Origin of the sequence: Rothia sp. HMSC069C04 (genome assembly GCF_001812895.1) — a bacterium.
In the GTDB taxonomy this organism is placed as follows: Bacteria; Actinomycetota; Actinomycetes; order Actinomycetales; family Micrococcaceae; genus Rothia.
In genome coordinates, this window is record NZ_KV810746.1 from 55,506 (window position 1) to 73,413 (window position 17,908).

Sequence of the window (17,908 nt, forward strand, 5' to 3'; positions counted from 1 at the left end):
GGGATTAGTAGCGCATACACGCCGGGCTACCGGTACAGGAACCGGCATAAGAACGGCGATACGACCGGCTATTACGGCATGGTCAGCAGAACCTTGGTGGCGGTACGCTGGTCCATTGCCTCGTAACCCTTAGCCGCCTCGTCGATGGGCAGAACCAGGTCGAATACCTTACCGGGCTCAATTTCGCCCTTGTAAATCAGGTCGATGAGGGTCGGCAGGTACTTACGCACGGGGGCGGGGCCACCCTCCAGGTGAACCTGCTTGCCGAAGAGCTTATCGGTGCCGATGGAGCTGTCGTGCGGCACGCCCACGAAGCCGATGTAGCCGCCGTGGCGTACGCAGCCGAGAGCCTGGTCGAAGGACTGCTGGGTGCCGACAGCCTCCGCAACGCCGTGTGCGCCCACGCCGTCGGTGAGCTCCATGACCTTGGCGATGCCCTCTTCGCCGCGCTCTTCCACGATGTGGGTTGCGCCGAATGCCTTAGCGAGAGCCTGACGTTCGGGGTTGCGGGACATGATGATGATCTTCTCTGCGCCGAGCTGCTTAGCGCCGATGACTGCGCTCAGACCGACTGCACCGTCGCCAACAACGACGATGGTCTTGCCGGGGCCTGCCTGCGCTGCGTCTGCTGCGTACCAGCCGGTGCCGAGCACGTCGGATGCCGCCATCAGGTGCGGGATCTGCTCTTCGGTGGGGGCTGCGGGGGTCTTGACGAGGGTGCCGTCTGCGAAGGGTACGCGGGCGTATTCTGCCTGGGTGCCGTTGGAGCGCATGCCGATGTAAGTGTCGCCTGCCGCGATTGCCTTGAGGCAGCGGGAGGGGTAGCCTGCGGTGCAGGTTTCGCATTCGCCGCAGGAGATGCAGAAGGAGCCTACGACGAAGTCGCCGGGGGCTACGGTGGTGACCTCGGAGCCTACTTCGACGACTTCGCCGATGTATTCGTGGCCCATTGCCCGGTGGTCGACGGGCTTTGCGTCTGCGCCGCGGTAGGGCCACAGGTCGGAGCCGCAGATGCAGGATGCTGCGAGCTTGATGATGGCGTCGGTGGGTTCGAGCAGGGTCGGCTTCTCAACTTCGTTGACGACGACCTTGCCGGGGGCTTCCATAACAACTGAACGCATGATGTTCCTTTCAAATCTGCGTTGATAGTTAGTCGTATCAGAGTACGCCCCGCACCCCGATATATCAATAATTTTTTATGCTACGGGGTGAAGGTAAAAATTCCGACAACCGGAACCAGAAAGACCGCTCCTACTCCCCTGCTTCTCCGCCGCTTCCGCGCCAGGTTATACCGGGGAAGCCTGGGCATCCTGGCACGTTAAATAGCCCGGTTAAACGGCGGAACCCCCGCGCATCCACAGTGGACACGCGGGGGTCGGTTATCTCAGCCTTATATCTCGAGACGAGAAGGGGCTTAGAAGTCCCAGTCCTCGTCCTCGGTGTTCACGGCCTTACCAATCACGTAGGAAGAGCCGGAACCGGAGAAGAAGTCGTGATTCTCATCAGCGTTCGGGGACAGCGCCGACAGGATCGCCGGGGACACGTTAGTCACGGACGCCGGGAACATCGGCTCGTAGCCCAGGTTCATCAGAGCCTTGTTAGCGTTGTAGTGCAGGAACTTCTTAACGTCCTCACTCCAACCCACACCGTCATACAGGGAGTGGGTGTACGCCACCTCGTTCTCGTACAGTTCGTACAGCAGGTTGAAGGTGTACTCCTTCAGCTCTGCCTGACGCTCCGCGGACTCCTTTGCCAGGCCGCGCTGGAACTTGTAGCCAATGTAGTAGCCGTGCACTGCCTCGTCACGAATAATCAGACGAATCAGGTCAGCGGTGTTAGTCAGCTTCGCGTGCGAAGACCAGTACATGGGCAGGTAGAAGCCCGAGTAGAACAGGAAGGACTCCAGCAGAGTGGAGGCAACCTTCTTCTTCAGCGGGTCGTCACCGGTGTAGTAGGACAGAACAATCTTCGCCTTCTTCTGCAGGTGCTCATTCTCAGAAGCCCAGCGGAACGCCTCGTCAATCTCCTTGGTGGAGGCGAGAGTCGAGAAGATCGAGGAGTACGACTTTGCGTGCACGGACTCCATGAACGCAATGTTGGTGTACACGGCCTCTTCGTGCGCGGTCACAGCGTCCGGCAGCAGGGACACAGCACCGACAGTACCCTGGATGGTGTCCAGCAGGGTCAGACCGGTGAAGACGCGCATGGTCAGCTGCTTCTCTTCCTCGGTCAGGGTCTTCCAGGAGGGCACGTCGTTGCTCAGCGGCACCTTCTCCGGTAGCCAGAAGTTACCGGTTAGACGATCCCAAACCTCAAGGTCCTTCTCGTCCTCAATACGGTTCCAGTTGATAGCCTCGACCACGTGGTCGACGAGCTTCACCTTTTCACTCATTAGTAATTCTCCGATTCTTAAGGGGCGGTTATGGTCCCACGCGCGCCCAGCCAGTCGCGCAGGCGGGAGCGTGTTCACCGTAACCGCCCCTTCCAGTCTTTAGTTATAGTGTGCCAGCTCAGGCTGAATGCGTCACAGCATTCGGGCTAGAGCATGCAGGATACGCAGCCTTCAACCTCGGTACCCTCAAGAGCCATCTGACGCAGACGGATGTAGTAGATGGTCTTGATGCCCTTACGCCATGCGTAAATCTGGGCGCGGTTGATATCGCGGGTGGTTGCGGTATCGCGGAAGAAGAGGGTCAGCGACAGGCCCTGGTCCACGTGCTGGGTTGCCACAGCGTAGGTGTCGATGATCTTCTCGTAACCAATTTCGTAGGAGTCCTGGTAGTACTCCAGGTTCTCGTTGGTCATGTACGGCGCCGGGTAGTAGACGCGGCCGAGCTTGCCTTCCTTGCGGATCTCAATCTTCGCAGCAATCGGGTGAATCGAAGAGGTCGAACCGTTGATGTAGGAGATGGAGCCGGTCGGCGGAACAGCCTGCAGGTTCTGGTTGTACATACCGTACTGTGCCACGTCAGCAGCCAGCTGAATCCACTCTTCACGGGTGGGGATGTGGTGCTTAGCGAACAGTTCGCGGGTACGCTCGGTCTGCGGTGCCCATTCCTTCTCAATGTACTTTGCGAAGAACTCACCGGACGCGTACTTCGAGTTCTCGAAGCCCTCGAAACGCTGGCCGCGTTCCTTAGCAATCTGCATGGAGGCGCGGATTGCGTGGTAGGCGACGGTGTAGAAGTACATGTTGGTGAAGTCCAGTGCTTCTTCGGAACCGTAGTAGACGTGCTCGCGTGCCAGGTAGCCGTGCAGGTTCATCTGGCCCAGACCCACGGCGTGGCTCATGCCGTTGCCGCGCTCGATGGAGGGTACGGAGCGGATGTCAGACTGGTCGGAGACGGAGGTCAGCGAACGAATCGCAGTTTCCACGGTCTTGCCGAAATCGTCGCCGTCCATGGTCAGTGCAATGTTCAGCGAGCCGAGGTTGCAGGAGATGTCCTTACCGACGGTCTCGTAGCCGAGGTCAGCGTGGTAGGTGGACGGTTCAGAAACCTGCAGGATCTCGGAGCACAGGTTGGACATGATGACCTTACCGGCGATGGGGTTCGCGCGGTTGACGGTGTCTTCGAACATCACGTACGGGTAGCCGGACTCGAACTGAATCTCTGCGATGGTCTGGAAGAACTCACGCGCGTTGATCTTGGTCTTGGTGATGCGTGCATCGTCGACCATTTCGTAGTACTTCTCGGAGACGTTGATGTCGGAGAAGGGCACGCCATAGATGCGTTCCACATCGTACGGGGAGAAGAGGTACATGTCCTCGTTCTTCTTCGCCAGCTCGAAGGTGATGTCGGGGATGACAACGCCCAGGGAGAGGGTCTTGATGCGGATCTTCTCGTCAGCGTTCTCACGCTTGGTGTCCAGGAAGGCGTAGATGTCGGGGTGGTGTGCGTGCAGGTACACGGCACCGGCACCCTGACGTGCGCCGAGCTGGTTTGCGTAGGAGAAGGCGTCTTCCAGCAGCTTCATGACGGGGATAACGCCCGAGGACTGGTTCTCAATCTTCTTAATGGGCGCACCGGACTCGCGCAGGTTGGTCAGGGCGAATGCCACGCCGCCGCCGCGCTTAGAGAGCTGCAGTGCAGAGTTGATGGAGCGGCCGATGGACTCCATGTTGTCTTCCATGCGCAGCAGGAAGCAGGAGACGAGCTCGCCGCGCTGACGCTTACCTGCGTTGAGGAAGGTGGGGGTTGCCGGCTGGAAACGGCCGGAGATAATCTCGTCGACGATGTCTTCGGCGAGCTTCTCGTTGCCTTCTGCCAGCAGCAGTGCGACCATGCAGACGCGGTCTTCGAAACGCTCCAGGTAGCGCTGACCGTCGAAGGTCTTGAGCGCGTAGGAGGTGTAGAACTTGAAGGCACCCAGGAAGGTCGGGAAGCGGAACTTCACGGCGTAGGCGCGCTTGAACAGGTTCTTAATGAACTGGAAGTTGTACTTGTCGAAGAGTTCCGGCTCGTAGTACTGGTTCTCGATCAGGTACTCGATCTTCTCTTCCAGGTCGTGGAAGAAGACGGTGTTGTTGTTGACGTGCTGCAGGAAGTACTGACGTGCCGCCTGACGGTCTGCATCGAACTGAATCTGGCCGTTCTCATCGTAGAGGTTCAGCAGTGCGTTCAGCTCGTGGTAGCTCATACCCTTGAACTTCTCGGGCACGCTCTTGCCGTTGTGGCTCGCACCGAGAGTTTCTAGTGCTGAGGGCAGTTTTGCGTCCAAAATGCTTCCAATCCTTCGTTGACTTTTTCTACATCTGAATCGGTGCCCATGAGCTCAAATTTGAAGAGCACGGGCACATCGCACTTCTTGGCGACAATGTCTGCCGCGATACCGAAGAGCGGACCAAAGTTGGTGTTGCCGGAGCCAATCACACCGAGTATGTGGTGGCGATTCTGCTCCACGTTCAGGAATTTAACCACCTGCGGGGGAACGTTACCGGCGCCTTCGGGCTTGCCGTAGGTGGGGACGATGAGCACGAACGGCTCATCAAGAATGAGGGTGTCTTCGCCGGTGCGCAGCGGCAGGCGGAGGCGGCGGGCACGGATCTTCTCCACGAACTTGTGGGTGTTACCGGAGATGGAGGAGAAGTACACGATGAGTGGCGCTGTATCGTCCAGTTCGTCCTCGGTCGCTCGACCCTCGGAAGCATTGCGTGCATCCATAAGAATCTTGCGGATTTCTGCGTGCTCGTCGACGGGGTTGGGCGTGAGGGCGGTACTCAATCTGTACTCCTTATTCTCGTGGGCCGGTGTGGTTCCGTGCCGATTTTCCGTTTGTACGGGTTTCGGCAGGGTTGTTACGCTGCCAGAGCGTTGATCTTGTCGGGCTGGAAGCCGGACCAGTGCTCGTCGCCTGCGATGACGACGGGTGCCTGCATGTAGCCGAGGGACTTGACCATTTCGAGGGCCTGAGCGTCTTCGGTGATATCAACCTTGGTGTAGCTGATACCCTTCGCGTCGAGGGCGCGGTAGGTCATGTTGCACTGGACGCACTGGGGCTTGGTGTACACGGTCACTACCATGGGAGTGCCTCTTACTTTCTCCCGCTCGGGCGGGCTTATCTCGTGAATGAATCTGGCGTGTTTCGTCGGTGGTTCACCACGTGTTATTTACGGCGGGCGCTGTGCCGTCCACTGCCCCCTCCTAGTGGGGCGTGGCGGTTTCCTGCTCTGGGGCAGGGCGCCTAAAAGTGCCGTAGTGGTGGAACCGAGTATTAATACTACATCTAGTGTCGAGATTTTTCTGCACCACAAGATGATGTGGTGCGAGGGTCGTGTTTCGTTCGATAAACCCACAGTTGAACCCACTTAAGAGGGGGTGTCTACAGCTTATCCACACCCTGCCGCGGGGCTAGTTCGCCGTATTTTCGCGGGGTGTGCCGGGTTATCCACAGGTGGGGTTTAAGTTGGTCAGGATTTTTAAGGGTTCATTCGCCCGCTGAGTTGAGGTTCAGTTAACCTCATGTATGCGTTTGGGGGCATAAAACCCGGCAGATTCGGGCTTGATTTTAAAGAGATTTCCGCTCTCACCCGTTCTTGCGCGGAACGGCGCGGTTTTAAAGCAGAACGGACTTTCTTAAAGGCGGGGGTTAACCCCCTTCGAGCGGGTTTAAGCTATGTGATTAAGGCTGTAGAAAAGATTTTTAACTCTTTTTCAGCAGCCGGTGTGTCGTGGGTTTAAGTTGGTTAATTCCGCTGAAACACCAAAACCCACCGCATATACCGGCATTTCGCGGTATTTGCGGTGGGTTTACAGGCTATAGGCACAGATTTTAGCAACCGGCGAGCAGTAACCGGCTAGAAATCGATCAGGCCCAGCTCACGCAGCTTCTTGCTCAGCGTTACGCCGTCTGTGGCTTCAATCCACAGCGGCGAGCGCATCATCTGTTCGGCACGGTAGTCACTCCACACGCGACCGGAGGCGAGCATGGTCTCCCCCACCGTCAGATTGCGGATGACAATTGCCGCGACGTTGTCCGGGTAGCGTACCGCGAAGCCGTTGTAGATGTACGGGTCGCGCTGCCCGTCGTCACCGACGAGGATCCACTTCATCTGCGGGAATTCCTCGGCGAGTCGGCGCAGGGACTCGACCTTGTGGTTGGTTCCGGAGCGGAACCAGCGGTCCGGGGTGGGGCCCCAGTCGGTGAGCAGGAACGTGCCGCGCGGGTAGCCGTTGCGGCTGAGGAAACGGCGCAGGGTCGGGGTGATGTTCCAGGCGCCGGTGGACAGGTACATGAACGGCGCATTCGGGTGGCTGCGGCGGATACGGTCGGTCATGACCGCCATGCCGGGGGTGGGGATACGTGCGTGCTCGTCGAGGATGAAGGAGTTCCAGGCGGCAACCATGGGGCGCGGCAGCATGGTGACCATGACGGTGTCGTCGACGTCCATGATGACGCCGAGCTTCTGGCTTTCGGGAACGATATAGACGCTGGTTGCTACGGCGCGGGAACCGGGCACGTACATGATGACTTCGTGCATGCCGGGGTCCAGGTCGATGCTGAGTTTGACGTCGAGCACGCCACCGCGGTCGGTGTACGCCTCGTGCTTGGTGCCGTCGATGACGATGGTGACGGGCGCATCGGACATTGCGGTTGCGGTGAAGGAGCGCCAGCCGCGCATGGGGTTGGCGGTGTCTTGGGTGCCGTCGACGACCTGCAGGAGGCGTTCGAGGTTGACCGTCTTGTAAAGGGCGCGGGCGATAACGCGGACCCAGCCGGGGGTTCCGTCGGAGGCGGCGCGGCCGTAGCCTTCGGTGGGCACGAGGATAGGCTCGCGACCGGCAGCGATGGCACGCTTTTCGCGCCACCTGTGCAGCCGGTCTGCAACACGGTAGCCGATGTTGACAGCCTCGTCGGCAGCATCGTTCACAAGGTTGCGCAGTTCGTGAGTGCCCAAATTCTCCATCCCACTAGTGTAGCGGAGCGTTACCGGCTTGCGGCTTTAGGATTTTGTGTTCTTATACCTAGTTTTTATACCTATTAATACTGTGGTGCTGAGCGCGGGGTGTGATGTGCACATTATTTAGGGTGTATTCGCTGTTCAGATTCGTTCCTTGCAGGTGGGGGCGTTATCCTGGAGAGTATGACCCACTCACAGCCTAACCGCCGACTTTTTGTGCTCGGCACTGCTATGCTTCCGCTGATTGCTGCCTGCTCGAAGAAGTCGAATGACTACGACGGCACCAGCGGTAATTTCACTCCGTATCAGGCTGGCGGCGAGACCTCTGCTACTGCTACTCGCCCCGCACCCACGAATTCGCCGACGGTTGCCGCTGCTGGCAACCCGGTTGATAAGCCGCGCGAATGGCCCGGCATCGGCAACTCCCTCATTGGTGACGGCAAGTATGTTGCGTGGACTGTTGATGACGGCGCAAGCCCGGAGGCGATTCGCGGCTACGCTGAGTTCTCGAAGCGTACGAATACTCGCCTGACGTTCTTCATTAACGCTTCGTACACCGGTTTTAAGGAGCATGTGTCGTTGCTGCGTCCGCTGGTTCAGAGCGGCCAGATTCAGGTTGCGAACCACACGTACAACCACGCTGACCTGACCACCCTGGATGCTGAGGGTGTGAAGGAAGAGCTGCAGCGTAACGAAGACGAGATTATGAGCATGTTCGGTGTCTCGTCGAAGCCGTACTTCCGCCCGCCGTACGGCCGCTACAACGATGCGGTGCTGAAGGCTGCCGGTGAGATTGGTTTTACCCGCCCGGTCATGTGGAACGGCACTACCGGCGACGAGGCGAAGACCAGCTCCCGTGTGATTTACATGCGTTGTATCCGCTACATGTTGCCGCAGCAGATTGTGCTGGGTCACCTGAACTACGAGACGATCATCCCGATTCTGGATAAGGTGAAGGGCCTGCTCGATGACCGCGGCCTGACTGCGGTGACGGTTCGTGACTACTACGGTGACGCATCCGAGGAAGAGATTAAGGCGGCGGCTCCTTCGCCGACCCCCACCCCGGAGGAGAACACCCCCTCCCCCGAGGCGACTACGGAGGCACCGGCCCCTACCCAGGAGCCGACTACTGAGGCTCCGACTCAGGCGCCGACTACCCGCTATGAGGATGAGGCAGCGGCAAGCCAGCAGGCTACAACCGCTCCGGCGGCAACCACTACGGCTCCGCCGGCTCGTGCTACCGCCGCACCTGCGGCTACGACTGCTCCCGCGGCTACTGCCACGACCGCACCGGCGGCTGCCCGCCGATAGGGTCGCGTATTTCGCGTGTGCTAAGCCCCCTTGACCCGGTTCCTGTACGGATATTCCTGTGCAGAAGATTCTGTACGAACCGGCGCGAGGGGGCTTTGCCGTACCCGGCGGGAATAAACTCTGGGGAATAGCCGGGAATAAACACGGCAACCGGGGCGTTAGGTGAGCATACAGGCGGCAACGTGCCGCATCCGAGTATGAGAGGAATAGATAACATGCGTATTGATATTTGGTCCGATATTGTGTGCCCCTTCTGCTACGTGGGCAAGCGTAACCTGGAGCAGGCGCTCGCCGAGTTTGAGCACCGTGACGAGGTTGAGGTGGTGTGGCATAGTTTTGAGCTGGACCCGTCGGCTACGGAGCATCCTGCCGGTTCGCTGCCTGAGATGATTGCTGGCAAGTATCAGATGCCGTTGGAGCAGGCGATTGCGAGCCAGGAGTCGATAGCGGAGCGTGCCCGCGAGGTGGGTTTGGATTTCAATTGGCGGCAGGCACGCTACGGTAACACGTTTGATGCGCACCGTGTGATTCATTATGCGGCGGAGCAGGGTTTGGCATCGGCGGCGCAGGAGGCGTTTAAGAAGGCGTACTTCACGCAGGGCCGTTCGGTGCAGGATCACGAGTCGATTCTGGATATCGCCTCTGAGATTGGTTTGGATACCGCCGAGGTTGAGGCGGTGTTGAAGAGCGACCGTTACGCGGTGGATGTGCGCGCTGATGAGCAGTTGGCGCACCAGCTGGGCATTAATGGTGTGCCGTTCTTCTTGATTGAGTCGAAGTGGGCGGTGAATGGTGCGCAGCCTGCGGAGGCGCTGGTGCAGGCGCTGCGTCAGGTGTGGGAGCAGACTCATCAGGTTGAGTTCCTGAACCCGCTGGCGGGCGCGGCTGGTGACGCAGCAGGTAACAATGATGCGGAGGCGGGTCCGTCCTGCGATGTGAACGGCAACTGCTCCTAGCCTCAGCCCGGCTAGAGCTAGCGGTTCTGGCTAGAGCTGTCCCGGCGGGGGTGCTACTCCCCCAGCGCCCCCGGCTAATGCAGCCCCAGGTATAGCGGATCCCCCTCGTACTATTTCTAGTACGAGGGGGCTTTGCTATGCCCGCACGTTATATCTTCCCTTGTCAGAATGTTTGGGAGCTCAATATTACCTGCGGATAGGACTGTTTTCATTTACACTTGAGTGTGTGTTCTACGGTGAACACACTTGTCCACTCACTTTATAAAGGAATATTGTGTTGAAAATTCACACCGCGACCGCTGGTGTTCTTGCGGGTGCTCTGCTGCTGACTGGTTGCTCTTCGTCTGTTCGCGCTCCGAAGCCTGGGCCTTCTGCGTCATCGTCGACGTCTGTTTCTGCTAGCCCTTCGGTTTCAGCTACTCCTAGTTCTTCTCCGAGTGCGTCTGCGACTCCTTCGGAGTCTCCTACCCCGACGGTAACCCCGTCTCCGGTTCCGACTACTGAGGCTCCCGTGCAGGCACCGGCTACTAAGGCACCTTCCGCGGAGGCACCGGCGGCTCCGGTTTCTGAGGCTCCCGCGCAACAGGCTGAGCCTGTTCAACAGGCGCCGGTTCAGGAAGCTCCTGCTCCGGTGGCTACGGATGCGCCCGTCCAGCAGGCACCCGCGCAGGCTCCAGCGGCTGAGGCTCCCGCACAGCAGGCTCCCGCTCAGCCGGTGCAGCAGGCTCCGGCGCAGTCGAGTGTTTATTACAAGAATTGTGATGCGGTACGTGCAGCTGGTGCGGCGCCGTTGCATCGTGGCGAGCCGGGTTACCGCCCCGGTCTTGATTCTGATGGTGACGGCGTGGCGTGCGAGCCGAAGAAGAAGCACTAAGCTTCTACCCCCAGATATAGCGAAGCCCCCTTGTGCCGGTTCTTAGTTGAACCGGGGCAAGGGGGCTTCTTACTTTTTAGCGCTTCCAGGGCATGTTGTCCCAGAACTGTCCCATCTTAGATTTGGGAGGCGTGAGCTTACTCCTGTGAGTCTTAGCTTCAGAAGCCGTCTCATGAGCTTCTTCGTCTGTGGTTACCTCGTGGCTTGCTTGTTCCAGCTTGGCCTTGAGCTTGCTCTGCGGAGTTCGAAGACGTGACGGACGTTCCTCGGGTTCCTCGTCAACGTAGTACCCGTACTGCGTTGAGCTAAAGAGGTTTGATTCGCGGAATTCGTTAACCGGCACAAAGAACGGTTGAGGTTCCCCAGGTTCCTGAGCCTCAGACTCCTCAGCATCAGATTCCTCAGCTTCAGGTTCCGGGGATTCCATATCCTCAGCAACCTCGAGATCTGCAGACTCTTCCTCCTCTTCAGATTCCTCGTCCGAGAAATCCTCGTAGTAGCTTTCGTCGTACTCGTCAGTCTCAGTATCCAGATCTTCAGAGTCTTCCAACTCTTCAACCTCTACGTCTTCCGACTCTTCGATTTCTACATCTTCTGACTCGTAGTCTTCTACAGTTTCAGGGTCAGAATCCCAGGTATCTTCATACTGTTCTTCCTCAATACCTTCCTGAAGCTTGAAGGCCTCGATAACCTCGTTCTTGATGTCCTCAAGGAGTGCGCACATATCCTCGTACGACTTGTGTTGCACCATCTCAACGCCCATACGCACCGTGAGCTCTTCCGCGATTTTACGTTTGATATCACGGGCAGAGACTCCCCTCTCCAAACCGTAATCGCTGGGGGCGCCCACAGAGTTTAGGGCTCGAGCGAGAGCCAACGCCAAATCGCGGTTCGTCGAGATGGAGGTTCGGTCAAGAATCTGGTTGAGGTCATCTTCCGTGAGGTAGCCTCCCTCATCCATAACCTCGCCCAGGAGGTCGTAGGTCAGCCAGGTTCGACGTAGCACGTGACGGCGCAGGTTACCGATATGTCGAACTTCCTTCGAGGGGGCAAAACGTGCAAAAGCAGCCGCAGGAAGAACCCTCAGACCGATAAACTGCCACACCTCAATAGATTCAGCTTCACCACGAATCATGTGCAGGTTCTTGTGCAGAGCTTTACCGATACGGTGGGAGTACTCGTACTTCCACTTATCCCGATCATCAGCAAAAGCCTTAAGATTCTCGAGCTCTTTATCTACAATTCTGCGGAGACTCTTTAGAGTCGGCATCGGAATCTCGTTGCCGCCAATATTGAGGATTTCTAGATTCGTGTCGATTTCTCCGCAATCTACATTGCGTAGCGGAACCCCAGAGTTTTTCCATTCCTGCAACTCTATACCCGCTAGAAATTCTTCCAGGCGGTAGTAAAGATACTGTTCTTCCTGCTCTGCAGGCGCCTGAGTATTCTCAGGGCTAGTGTCCTGCTGGGCAGGCTCTACGCTCTGATGAACCATACCTACTTCCATCCCTTCTGCATGTACCCGGTAATACCGTCAATCTTGCTCTGCACGGAATTCCAATCCCTTTTCAGCGCGTCAATAAGTTCCGGAATCGTCATTGAGAAATTTTCTTTAATAATCCTCTGCGTAACGATTTGAAACTCTTCGCAATTTCCTTCAGTGAGTTCTTTCTGCGACGTATACAAAGAATTCTCGTTCAAATGAGCAACATAAATTTCTCGCACAAGAGTTGCCAAGAAATCTCGAGAAATAGCGGGTTCTAGAATTTCATAATCCTTTTCATCCCCTCGCACCAAAGCCTTACAAACCGGGTGTTTCGTATTCACAAATACTCGCACGCATCGTGAATACAACGCTTCCGGATTACTGGCATTGCACCTTACAACCCAGGGAGCATTTTTATCCCACTCTCGCACTCGAGAAAAATCAAGCTGCGAGAACGGCATACCAGCACCCTTAGCACTCAAAGACAGGCTGTCCTCTTGCACAGCAATATAGGCGGTTTCATCGGTGTTATATCCATCGATATTTAGGGCACCCGCCACTAGAGCTGCTCGGAGCTTTAGTTCTCCCGCAACCTTACGTCCAGGAATCTTGGCGCTAACAACCGCGACAAATGATTCCGAATCAAGCTGAACATCTCGGCTCTCTTCAATGACGCTCCAGTGGGTCGGTCGACACTGGACCTCACAAATCAGTCGAGGCAGAGACTCCTCATTGCCCAGCACTCGACGGATTCCTTCAAGCCGTACTTTGACGGTGATGGAGAGCTCCAGATCAGTATCGTAATCCCAGCTGGAGGGCAACTTCTCCGGGTCAACAATTTCGCCGTTCTGAGTACGAATATCCCATTCGCCCCATTCCACTTCGTGCGGGAAAAGGGTGAGATGAGGATATGCCTTTACACGCTTACCTGCCATAGCTATTAGCCCTCCACCTCAAAAATATAGGTCTTACCCTTACGCAACGTGATGATCACAGACCCCTGGTTATCCTCGGAATCTTCAGGGCCGTCCCACTGCACATAAACATGGCCCGCCTTTTGGGTGTCGTTAGTATCAGGGCCCCAGCCTTCGCTCCACGAAGGCTCAAGGTCGTGAGAGTCCGTGTACTCTAGAGTCCTCTCATCACCGGTTGCGATAGAGACCTTGATGCCAACGCGTTGACCAGCCTTCCAAGCGCTGCTACAGGAGAAGCTAATGAAATACTGCACGTAATCGGGGTTCTGCGGGTGAACGCCAGTCATTGCTGCCGACTCAATTGACACCGAGGCGCGACGAACGACGCCACCAGGGCGCTTTTTATTCTTGCCTTCGTCCTCATCCGTCAGCTCAGTAATGACACCGCCTCCGGAGGACATAATCGGGTTGAACCGAGCAAGCTTCTGAGAAATCTTCGACAAGGAACCTAAGGACCCGCTATCGCGCTTAGTGTCCTTCGATTCGAAAAGACTCTTCAAGCTATTCGTGATGTTCCGAGCAGCATAACCAACAATGTTCTTGTGCTTAGCATTTTCAAGAGAGCTCGGATTCCATTCGTCATGGGCGGGAGGCTCAGCCTCTCGGAAGGCGGCATCCGTTTCAAGGTCGGGCTTGAACACACCGTACCAGGTGGCCTTCGAGTCATCCAGATCATTCACCTTTCGGTACTGGACAACCAATTCAGCCTCATTACGCATCAAACACACAGTTTTTTGCGGATAGATAGATTTTTCGGCGTTAATATCGTACGCACCTCGAGCAATCCTTAGATATCCAATATTGTAGGAATCCCTTGCTCGCTTAAAAACAAAGCTCTTGTAGTAGAAAACACCGTCAAATGGGTCAGCATCAAAATTCATCCTTTGAAGCTCAGCCATTTTTCGGACATCGATAAGAGCCGAGCACAGTTGCTCAATTCCCTTATATTCAGGATTATTCTTAAGTTCCTGAATCAAGACAGGCTTATTGTTAATCCTGATATCCATAGACCTATTTCCATCTTCAACATCCAATTTGGGCCAAAGATGGTACATCACGATATTTTGAATCTTTTCGTGGGAACGGTCAATAATTCGACCCGGGTCATCCGGAATCTTACCCTCATCGTCTGATACTTCCATAAGCTCTGCAGGCTTTGCATCAACGATAAGAATTGAAGTGCCAGTTTCTCCGTCATTAAAGTGACGAGAGAAAATAGCCTCACCCAACCGACGAGCAGGTTCTCCCGTCAACGGGAGAATGTTACCCGTGTCCTTAACTGTTGGTCCCTCATATCCCCACCAATGGCGACCCGTATAGTTTCGACCATCGTACGTATATTCTTTGCCGAGGGCGACAGCAATAAGTCGGTAATCAATCTCGCCAGTTTTGGTCTTAAAGGCAGACCAGTAAATAACAGATTGAGACTCGCTCATATTGAAAGCAGCCGTTTTACCAAAGCCGTATGAGCCACCATTACCTTGTCCCTTGTTATCGCTACCAAGGTTCATCGTAAGGTTAACAAAGTTCTGGCTCTCCCCTTCCTCAACAGCTTCGTCGGGACGGTCCGGGCCATCAAGACCGACGGTCCCGCGGTCCCAGAATTCCAAGAAGTAGACATCGCCACGGTTAAAAGTCTGGTCTAGACCGGTGTACTTGCTGTGAATCTCAAAACCAGCTGCAAATACCTCGTTCTTCAGGGTATTCAGCACACCCTGATTGGCGTGCCGAACCAGGCAGCCAAACTCCGGTGTGTACCCTTCGAGGCGTGCATCCCACGAGTTCTGAGCCATCTCACGGGTCACCAGAGCAAGCGGGCTCAGATTGGGACGGCCCAGGGTACGCGAGGCGCCTCGAGCAGATATCGAACCAGTGTTTTTAGGAAGGGGGAACCAATTAAGGCTCACGATGTTATCTCCTTGCCCTGTAGAAAATGTGGGCGCTATTGAGTCGTACGGTGTGTGTTATGGGAGCATGAAGCTTCGGGGCGGCATTATCCGGTGAAATGCCACCCCGAAACCTATACCCCCCTTTGGGTATTCAAGAAGCTACCTGAGGTTACTCCTTGTAGTCGCCTTCATCATCGCTGTCAACTGCAGCCAGAATCGAGCTGTTCTCATCCAGCTCTTCCTCATCAAGAGCCAGATCCTCAACCTGCTCAGGAACAACCGAGATGAAGTTGCTGTAGTCGGAACCTGCAACCTGAGGAAGAACCACAGCGTGCAAGACGACCGGTGCAGCAGCGTCAAGGTCACGACGGCGAGCGCCCGGCTTAGCCTTCGAGTGGGGGTTGACCACGTAAATGACCAGAAGCGGCACGTTACCTTCAATGTAACGAAGGTTCAGCTGTGCAGCTCGACCCGTATGCTTCTTTTCAGATTCCCCAGTGTTCTTCTTTTCCTTCAAGCCCTCAAGCAGATCTTTGTACTCCTGATTTCCCGTGTTAGCGAGGATCTTGAAGTCCAGAATCGGAGTCTCACCCACAGCAAGAGCACCCAGGTCCGCGATACCGTCATCAGCAGGAATGTCATACGCGCTACGAGTTGCCATGCGAATGTCCAGACCAGCAAAATTCTGCTGCGGCATATCCTTCTGGGTACCGGAGTAGACGACAACGTTCCAGTCCTGGTCGGCGTACTTCTCAATCCACTCAACCAGCTTGTCCGAGCCAGCTTCGTAATGTGAGGAGTGGGCCTTGAAGTCCTTGAAATAGGACAGCACGACATCCACGGGCACGCCAGTGAAGAGGTAGCTACCGTTGTTCTTATCCTGCACTACCTCATGAGTACTCGAGATAGAGCCAACAAGGGACTCGAATACCTGAATATTGTGGTTCAGGATTTCGGCGTTCTTCTCCTCGAAACGAGTCAGCTGGTGAAGCTTACCGCTGTAATCAACGGTAAGTGCCTTGGCATGACGCATCTTATTAGCAGCGGTAACCTGCAGCGCCTTGGGGTGAGTACGAATCTTCACACCAACGGTCTTGGGGGTGCTACCAACGATACGAATTTCTTCGCGAATCTCATCTTCCACACCGGCAAGGTGACGGTAGTAGTCCTGAAGGTCCCTGGTCGTCCACAGACGAATCAGGTCATCATAGCCGGGACGGAAACCGAACCAGCGGCCCATCTGCAGAAGAGCATCGTAGGTCTTGCTTGCCCTGAGATAGTACGAGCTAATCAAGCCCTCAAGGGTCAGACCACGGGCGAGAGTATTACCGCCGATAACGACATAGGTAGCCGGTGAATCTGCGTTGTATTCCAGGCGCTCCTCCGAGGAACCGTTGTCCACGATGCACTTGGTCTCGCGGACAACCTGACCCACAGCAAGCTTCAGCTCATCCCATTCAGGGTAAATCTCTTCGGGGCGGATAGCCTGCATACGAGCAACCTCGCGCTCGTACAGACCCTGCATAGCATCGTTGATCTCAGGCTTACCATAGTTTTCCTTCAGCGCTGAGATGTAGTCCTCAATCACCTTCACCGCTTCAAAGTGAGTGTCAACCCTGTGCGAAAGGTGAATCAGCATCGAGCTGTGCTGCTTCTTCTGAGCGCGACGACGACGAAGAGCCGTGGCAATCATAAACCACAGCACTGCATCTTCAAGGCTGGGAACCATCTCAGGCATGTAGTCCCCGCCGTCCTTACGAGTAGGAGGACGCAGAATTTTGGCTTCCTCAGTATCGATATCGCGGACAGCATCAACATCTACACCGTCATTCAGCGTGCCATCTTCGTCCTCGGTAGCCCACAGCGGGGTACCAAAAATACGGGACGCACCAATGTAGCCATTCGGGCGTTCCAAAGCGTAGATGAAGTCGGAGGGGTACAGACCCGGGTAACGTTCGATGGTCTCCCCCTCGGATTCCTCGGGATTAACCGACTCTAGATACTCGGTGTAGCGCTCATCATCATTCGGGTCCATCAGAACGTTAGCGAAGGGAGTCGCGGTGTACGCAACGTAGGAGCCCTGCTGCACCTGGTCCCAAATCTGGCGGAGGAGTCGGTTAATACCGGAGTACGCTTCATCTTCCTTCGCGGTGTTGGGGGTCGCCTGATCCGACTCATCATCAATGATGAGCACGGGAGCATCATCCAGCAGACCCTCACGGTTTGCGGCTTCCAGCTGCTTGAGCAGGTTGCCCAGACGGCTGTAGTTCTTCTTCACCACCGCAAAAACAACACTATCTTTAGTGCGCAGAGCGTTGAGGAGAAGGCCGGCGTCCGAAGAGATATCGCCCTTGACACTGGTCAGAGGGAAAACAGACTTCCCAGCATTCTGGAGAGCGGCAACAACATCGCCGTCCAAACGTTCCTGAGTCTGACGACGCAGGTTGTTGTACATACCTGCCAAGACAATAACGAAACGGTAGCCCTCGTCAACTGCCTTGGTGATAACCGCCGAGAAGTTCGCGGTCTTACCGGACTGCACATAACCAACAACCAGACCCTTGTGGGTCAGATTCTTCGTCGCGGGGTCGGCAAGAAGACCGACCACTTTACCGGATTCCTGGTGAATAGTGGACGTACCGTCCTCACCAATCTTCTCGGTAAGCTTCCTACGCAGGTGGCTCCATCCGGCAGTATCGGGCTTCGCAGCATCGTACCAGTGATGGTAGTCTTCCTTGGCCGTAGCAGCCTCATCGAACTCGCCCTTGGCGTTCGCGGCTTCACGTTCCTGAATGGTACGAAGTGCCTTCTCGTAGACGGGAACGATTGCGTCTTCCGGAATACCAGCGGCAACCATACCGTCGATGACCTGGCGGCAAGCGTCTTCGTACGAGATGAGTTCCCGTGCAGCAGTATCGTAAATCTGCTGTTCCGGCTTGGAAATTTCCTCGGCCATTTTTCTCCTCATTGAAAAATAGATATGTGAGTGATTGCAGGAGCCATTGTTTAGCTTCCTCTG

13 protein-coding genes are annotated in these 17,908 nt (G+C 56.0%); 3 read left to right on the forward strand and 10 right to left on the reverse strand.

Features of this window, described 5'->3' with window-relative positions; translation table 11 throughout:
* Window positions 1-71: 71 nt before the first annotated feature.
* From HMPREF2879_RS06565 to HMPREF2879_RS06590, 6 genes are all read right to left on the reverse strand, one after another.
* Window positions 72-1,121, reverse strand: coding sequence for a zinc-dependent alcohol dehydrogenase family protein (locus HMPREF2879_RS06565; protein WP_049352871.1), 1,050 nt, complete (start codon window positions 1,119-1,121; stop codon window positions 72-74).
* A gap of 293 nt (window positions 1,122-1,414) precedes the next feature.
* Complete coding sequence (nrdF, locus tag HMPREF2879_RS06570) at window positions 1,415-2,392, reverse strand: class 1b ribonucleoside-diphosphate reductase subunit beta (protein ID WP_049352870.1); 978 nt, start codon at window positions 2,390-2,392, stop codon at window positions 1,415-1,417.
* 146 nt (window positions 2,393-2,538) lie between these two features.
* Window positions 2,539-4,719 (reverse strand): class 1b ribonucleoside-diphosphate reductase subunit alpha, encoded by a 2,181-nt coding sequence (nrdE, locus tag HMPREF2879_RS06575; RefSeq protein ID WP_049352869.1) that lies wholly within the window; start codon window positions 4,717-4,719, stop codon window positions 2,539-2,541.
* Window positions 4,692-5,222 (reverse strand): class Ib ribonucleoside-diphosphate reductase assembly flavoprotein NrdI, encoded by a 531-nt coding sequence (gene nrdI, locus HMPREF2879_RS06580; RefSeq protein WP_049342045.1) that lies wholly within the window; start codon window positions 5,220-5,222, stop codon window positions 4,692-4,694. The genes nrdE and nrdI overlap by 28 nt, the downstream gene beginning before the upstream one ends.
* A gap of 74 nt (window positions 5,223-5,296) precedes the next feature.
* Window positions 5,297-5,521, reverse strand: coding sequence for a glutaredoxin-like protein NrdH (nrdH, locus tag HMPREF2879_RS06585; RefSeq protein WP_005505794.1), 225 nt, complete (start codon window positions 5,519-5,521; stop codon window positions 5,297-5,299).
* 774 nt (window positions 5,522-6,295) lie between these two features.
* Complete coding sequence (locus tag HMPREF2879_RS06590) at window positions 6,296-7,405, reverse strand: App1 family protein (protein ID WP_049352868.1); 1,110 nt, start codon at window positions 7,403-7,405, stop codon at window positions 6,296-6,298.
* Window positions 7,406-7,582: 177 nt separating this feature from the next.
* On the opposite strand from HMPREF2879_RS06590, the gene HMPREF2879_RS06595 reads away from it, so the two are divergent.
* The 3 genes from HMPREF2879_RS06595 (at window position 7,583) to HMPREF2879_RS06605 (ending at window position 10,540) form a co-directional block, all read left to right on the forward strand.
* Window positions 7,583-8,710 (forward strand): polysaccharide deacetylase family protein, encoded by a 1,128-nt coding sequence (locus HMPREF2879_RS06595; protein WP_049350112.1) that lies wholly within the window; start codon window positions 7,583-7,585, stop codon window positions 8,708-8,710.
* 215 nt (window positions 8,711-8,925) lie between these two features.
* On the forward strand, window positions 8,926-9,666 hold the full coding sequence (locus HMPREF2879_RS06600) for a DsbA family oxidoreductase (protein WP_070635079.1): 741 nt from the start codon (window positions 8,926-8,928) through the stop codon (window positions 9,664-9,666).
* A 274-nt stretch (window positions 9,667-9,940) separates the two neighbouring features.
* Window positions 9,941-10,540, forward strand: a complete 600-nt coding sequence (locus HMPREF2879_RS06605; RefSeq protein ID WP_083309636.1) for an excalibur calcium-binding domain-containing protein — start codon at window positions 9,941-9,943, stop codon at window positions 10,538-10,540.
* Between the two features lie 76 nt (window positions 10,541-10,616).
* Here the strand turns inward: HMPREF2879_RS06605 and HMPREF2879_RS06610 are convergent, their stop codons facing one another.
* The 4 genes from HMPREF2879_RS06610 to HMPREF2879_RS06625 all read right to left on the reverse strand — a co-directional run bounded on the left by HMPREF2879_RS06610 (window position 10,617) and on the right by HMPREF2879_RS06625 (window position 17,845).
* Window positions 10,617-12,035 carry a DUF6339 family protein gene (locus HMPREF2879_RS06610; protein WP_070599911.1) on the reverse strand — a complete coding sequence of 473 codons (1,419 nt, stop codon included), beginning with the start codon at window positions 12,033-12,035 and terminating at the stop codon, window positions 10,617-10,619.
* Window positions 12,036-12,037: 2 nt separating this feature from the next.
* Complete coding sequence (locus tag HMPREF2879_RS06615) at window positions 12,038-12,961, reverse strand: hypothetical protein (RefSeq protein ID WP_070635080.1); 924 nt, start codon at window positions 12,959-12,961, stop codon at window positions 12,038-12,040.
* Between the two features lie 5 nt (window positions 12,962-12,966).
* Window positions 12,967-14,907, reverse strand: a complete 1,941-nt coding sequence (locus HMPREF2879_RS06620) for a hypothetical protein (RefSeq protein WP_070635081.1) — start codon at window positions 14,905-14,907, stop codon at window positions 12,967-12,969.
* Between the two features lie 151 nt (window positions 14,908-15,058).
* A complete protein-coding gene (locus HMPREF2879_RS06625; RefSeq protein WP_070635082.1) occupies window positions 15,059-17,845 on the reverse strand; it encodes a Z1 domain-containing protein in 2,787 nt (928 codons plus the stop codon).
* Between the last annotated feature and the right edge of the window lie 63 nt (window positions 17,846-17,908).

What these genes read in the sequence shown, in the direction of transcription:
- HMPREF2879_RS06565 (WP_049352871.1), bottom strand. Translation starts at nt 1,121, where the DNA reads ATGCGTTCAGTTGTTATGGAAGCCCCCGGCAAGGTCGTCGTCAACGAA.
- nrdF (WP_049352870.1), bottom strand. Translation starts at nt 2,392, where the DNA reads ATGAGTGAAAAGGTGAAGCTCGTCGACCACGTGGTCGAGGCTATCAAC.
- nrdH (WP_005505794.1), bottom strand. Translation starts at nt 5,521, where the DNA reads ATGGTAGTGACCGTGTACACCAAGCCCCAGTGCGTCCAGTGCAACATG.
- HMPREF2879_RS06590 (WP_049352868.1), bottom strand. Translation starts at nt 7,405, where the DNA reads ATGGAGAATTTGGGCACTCACGAACTGCGCAACCTTGTGAACGATGCT.
- HMPREF2879_RS06595 (WP_049350112.1), top strand. Translation starts at nt 7,583, where the DNA reads ATGACCCACTCACAGCCTAACCGCCGACTTTTTGTGCTCGGCACTGCT.
- HMPREF2879_RS06600 (WP_070635079.1), top strand. Translation starts at nt 8,926, where the DNA reads ATGCGTATTGATATTTGGTCCGATATTGTGTGCCCCTTCTGCTACGTG.
- HMPREF2879_RS06610 (WP_070599911.1), bottom strand. Translation starts at nt 12,035, where the DNA reads ATGGTTCATCAGAGCGTAGAGCCTGCCCAGCAGGACACTAGCCCTGAG.
- HMPREF2879_RS06615 (WP_070635080.1), bottom strand. Translation starts at nt 12,961, where the DNA reads ATGGCAGGTAAGCGTGTAAAGGCATATCCTCATCTCACCCTTTTCCCG.
- HMPREF2879_RS06625 (WP_070635082.1), bottom strand. Translation starts at nt 17,845, where the DNA reads ATGGCCGAGGAAATTTCCAAGCCGGAACAGCAGATTTACGATACTGCT.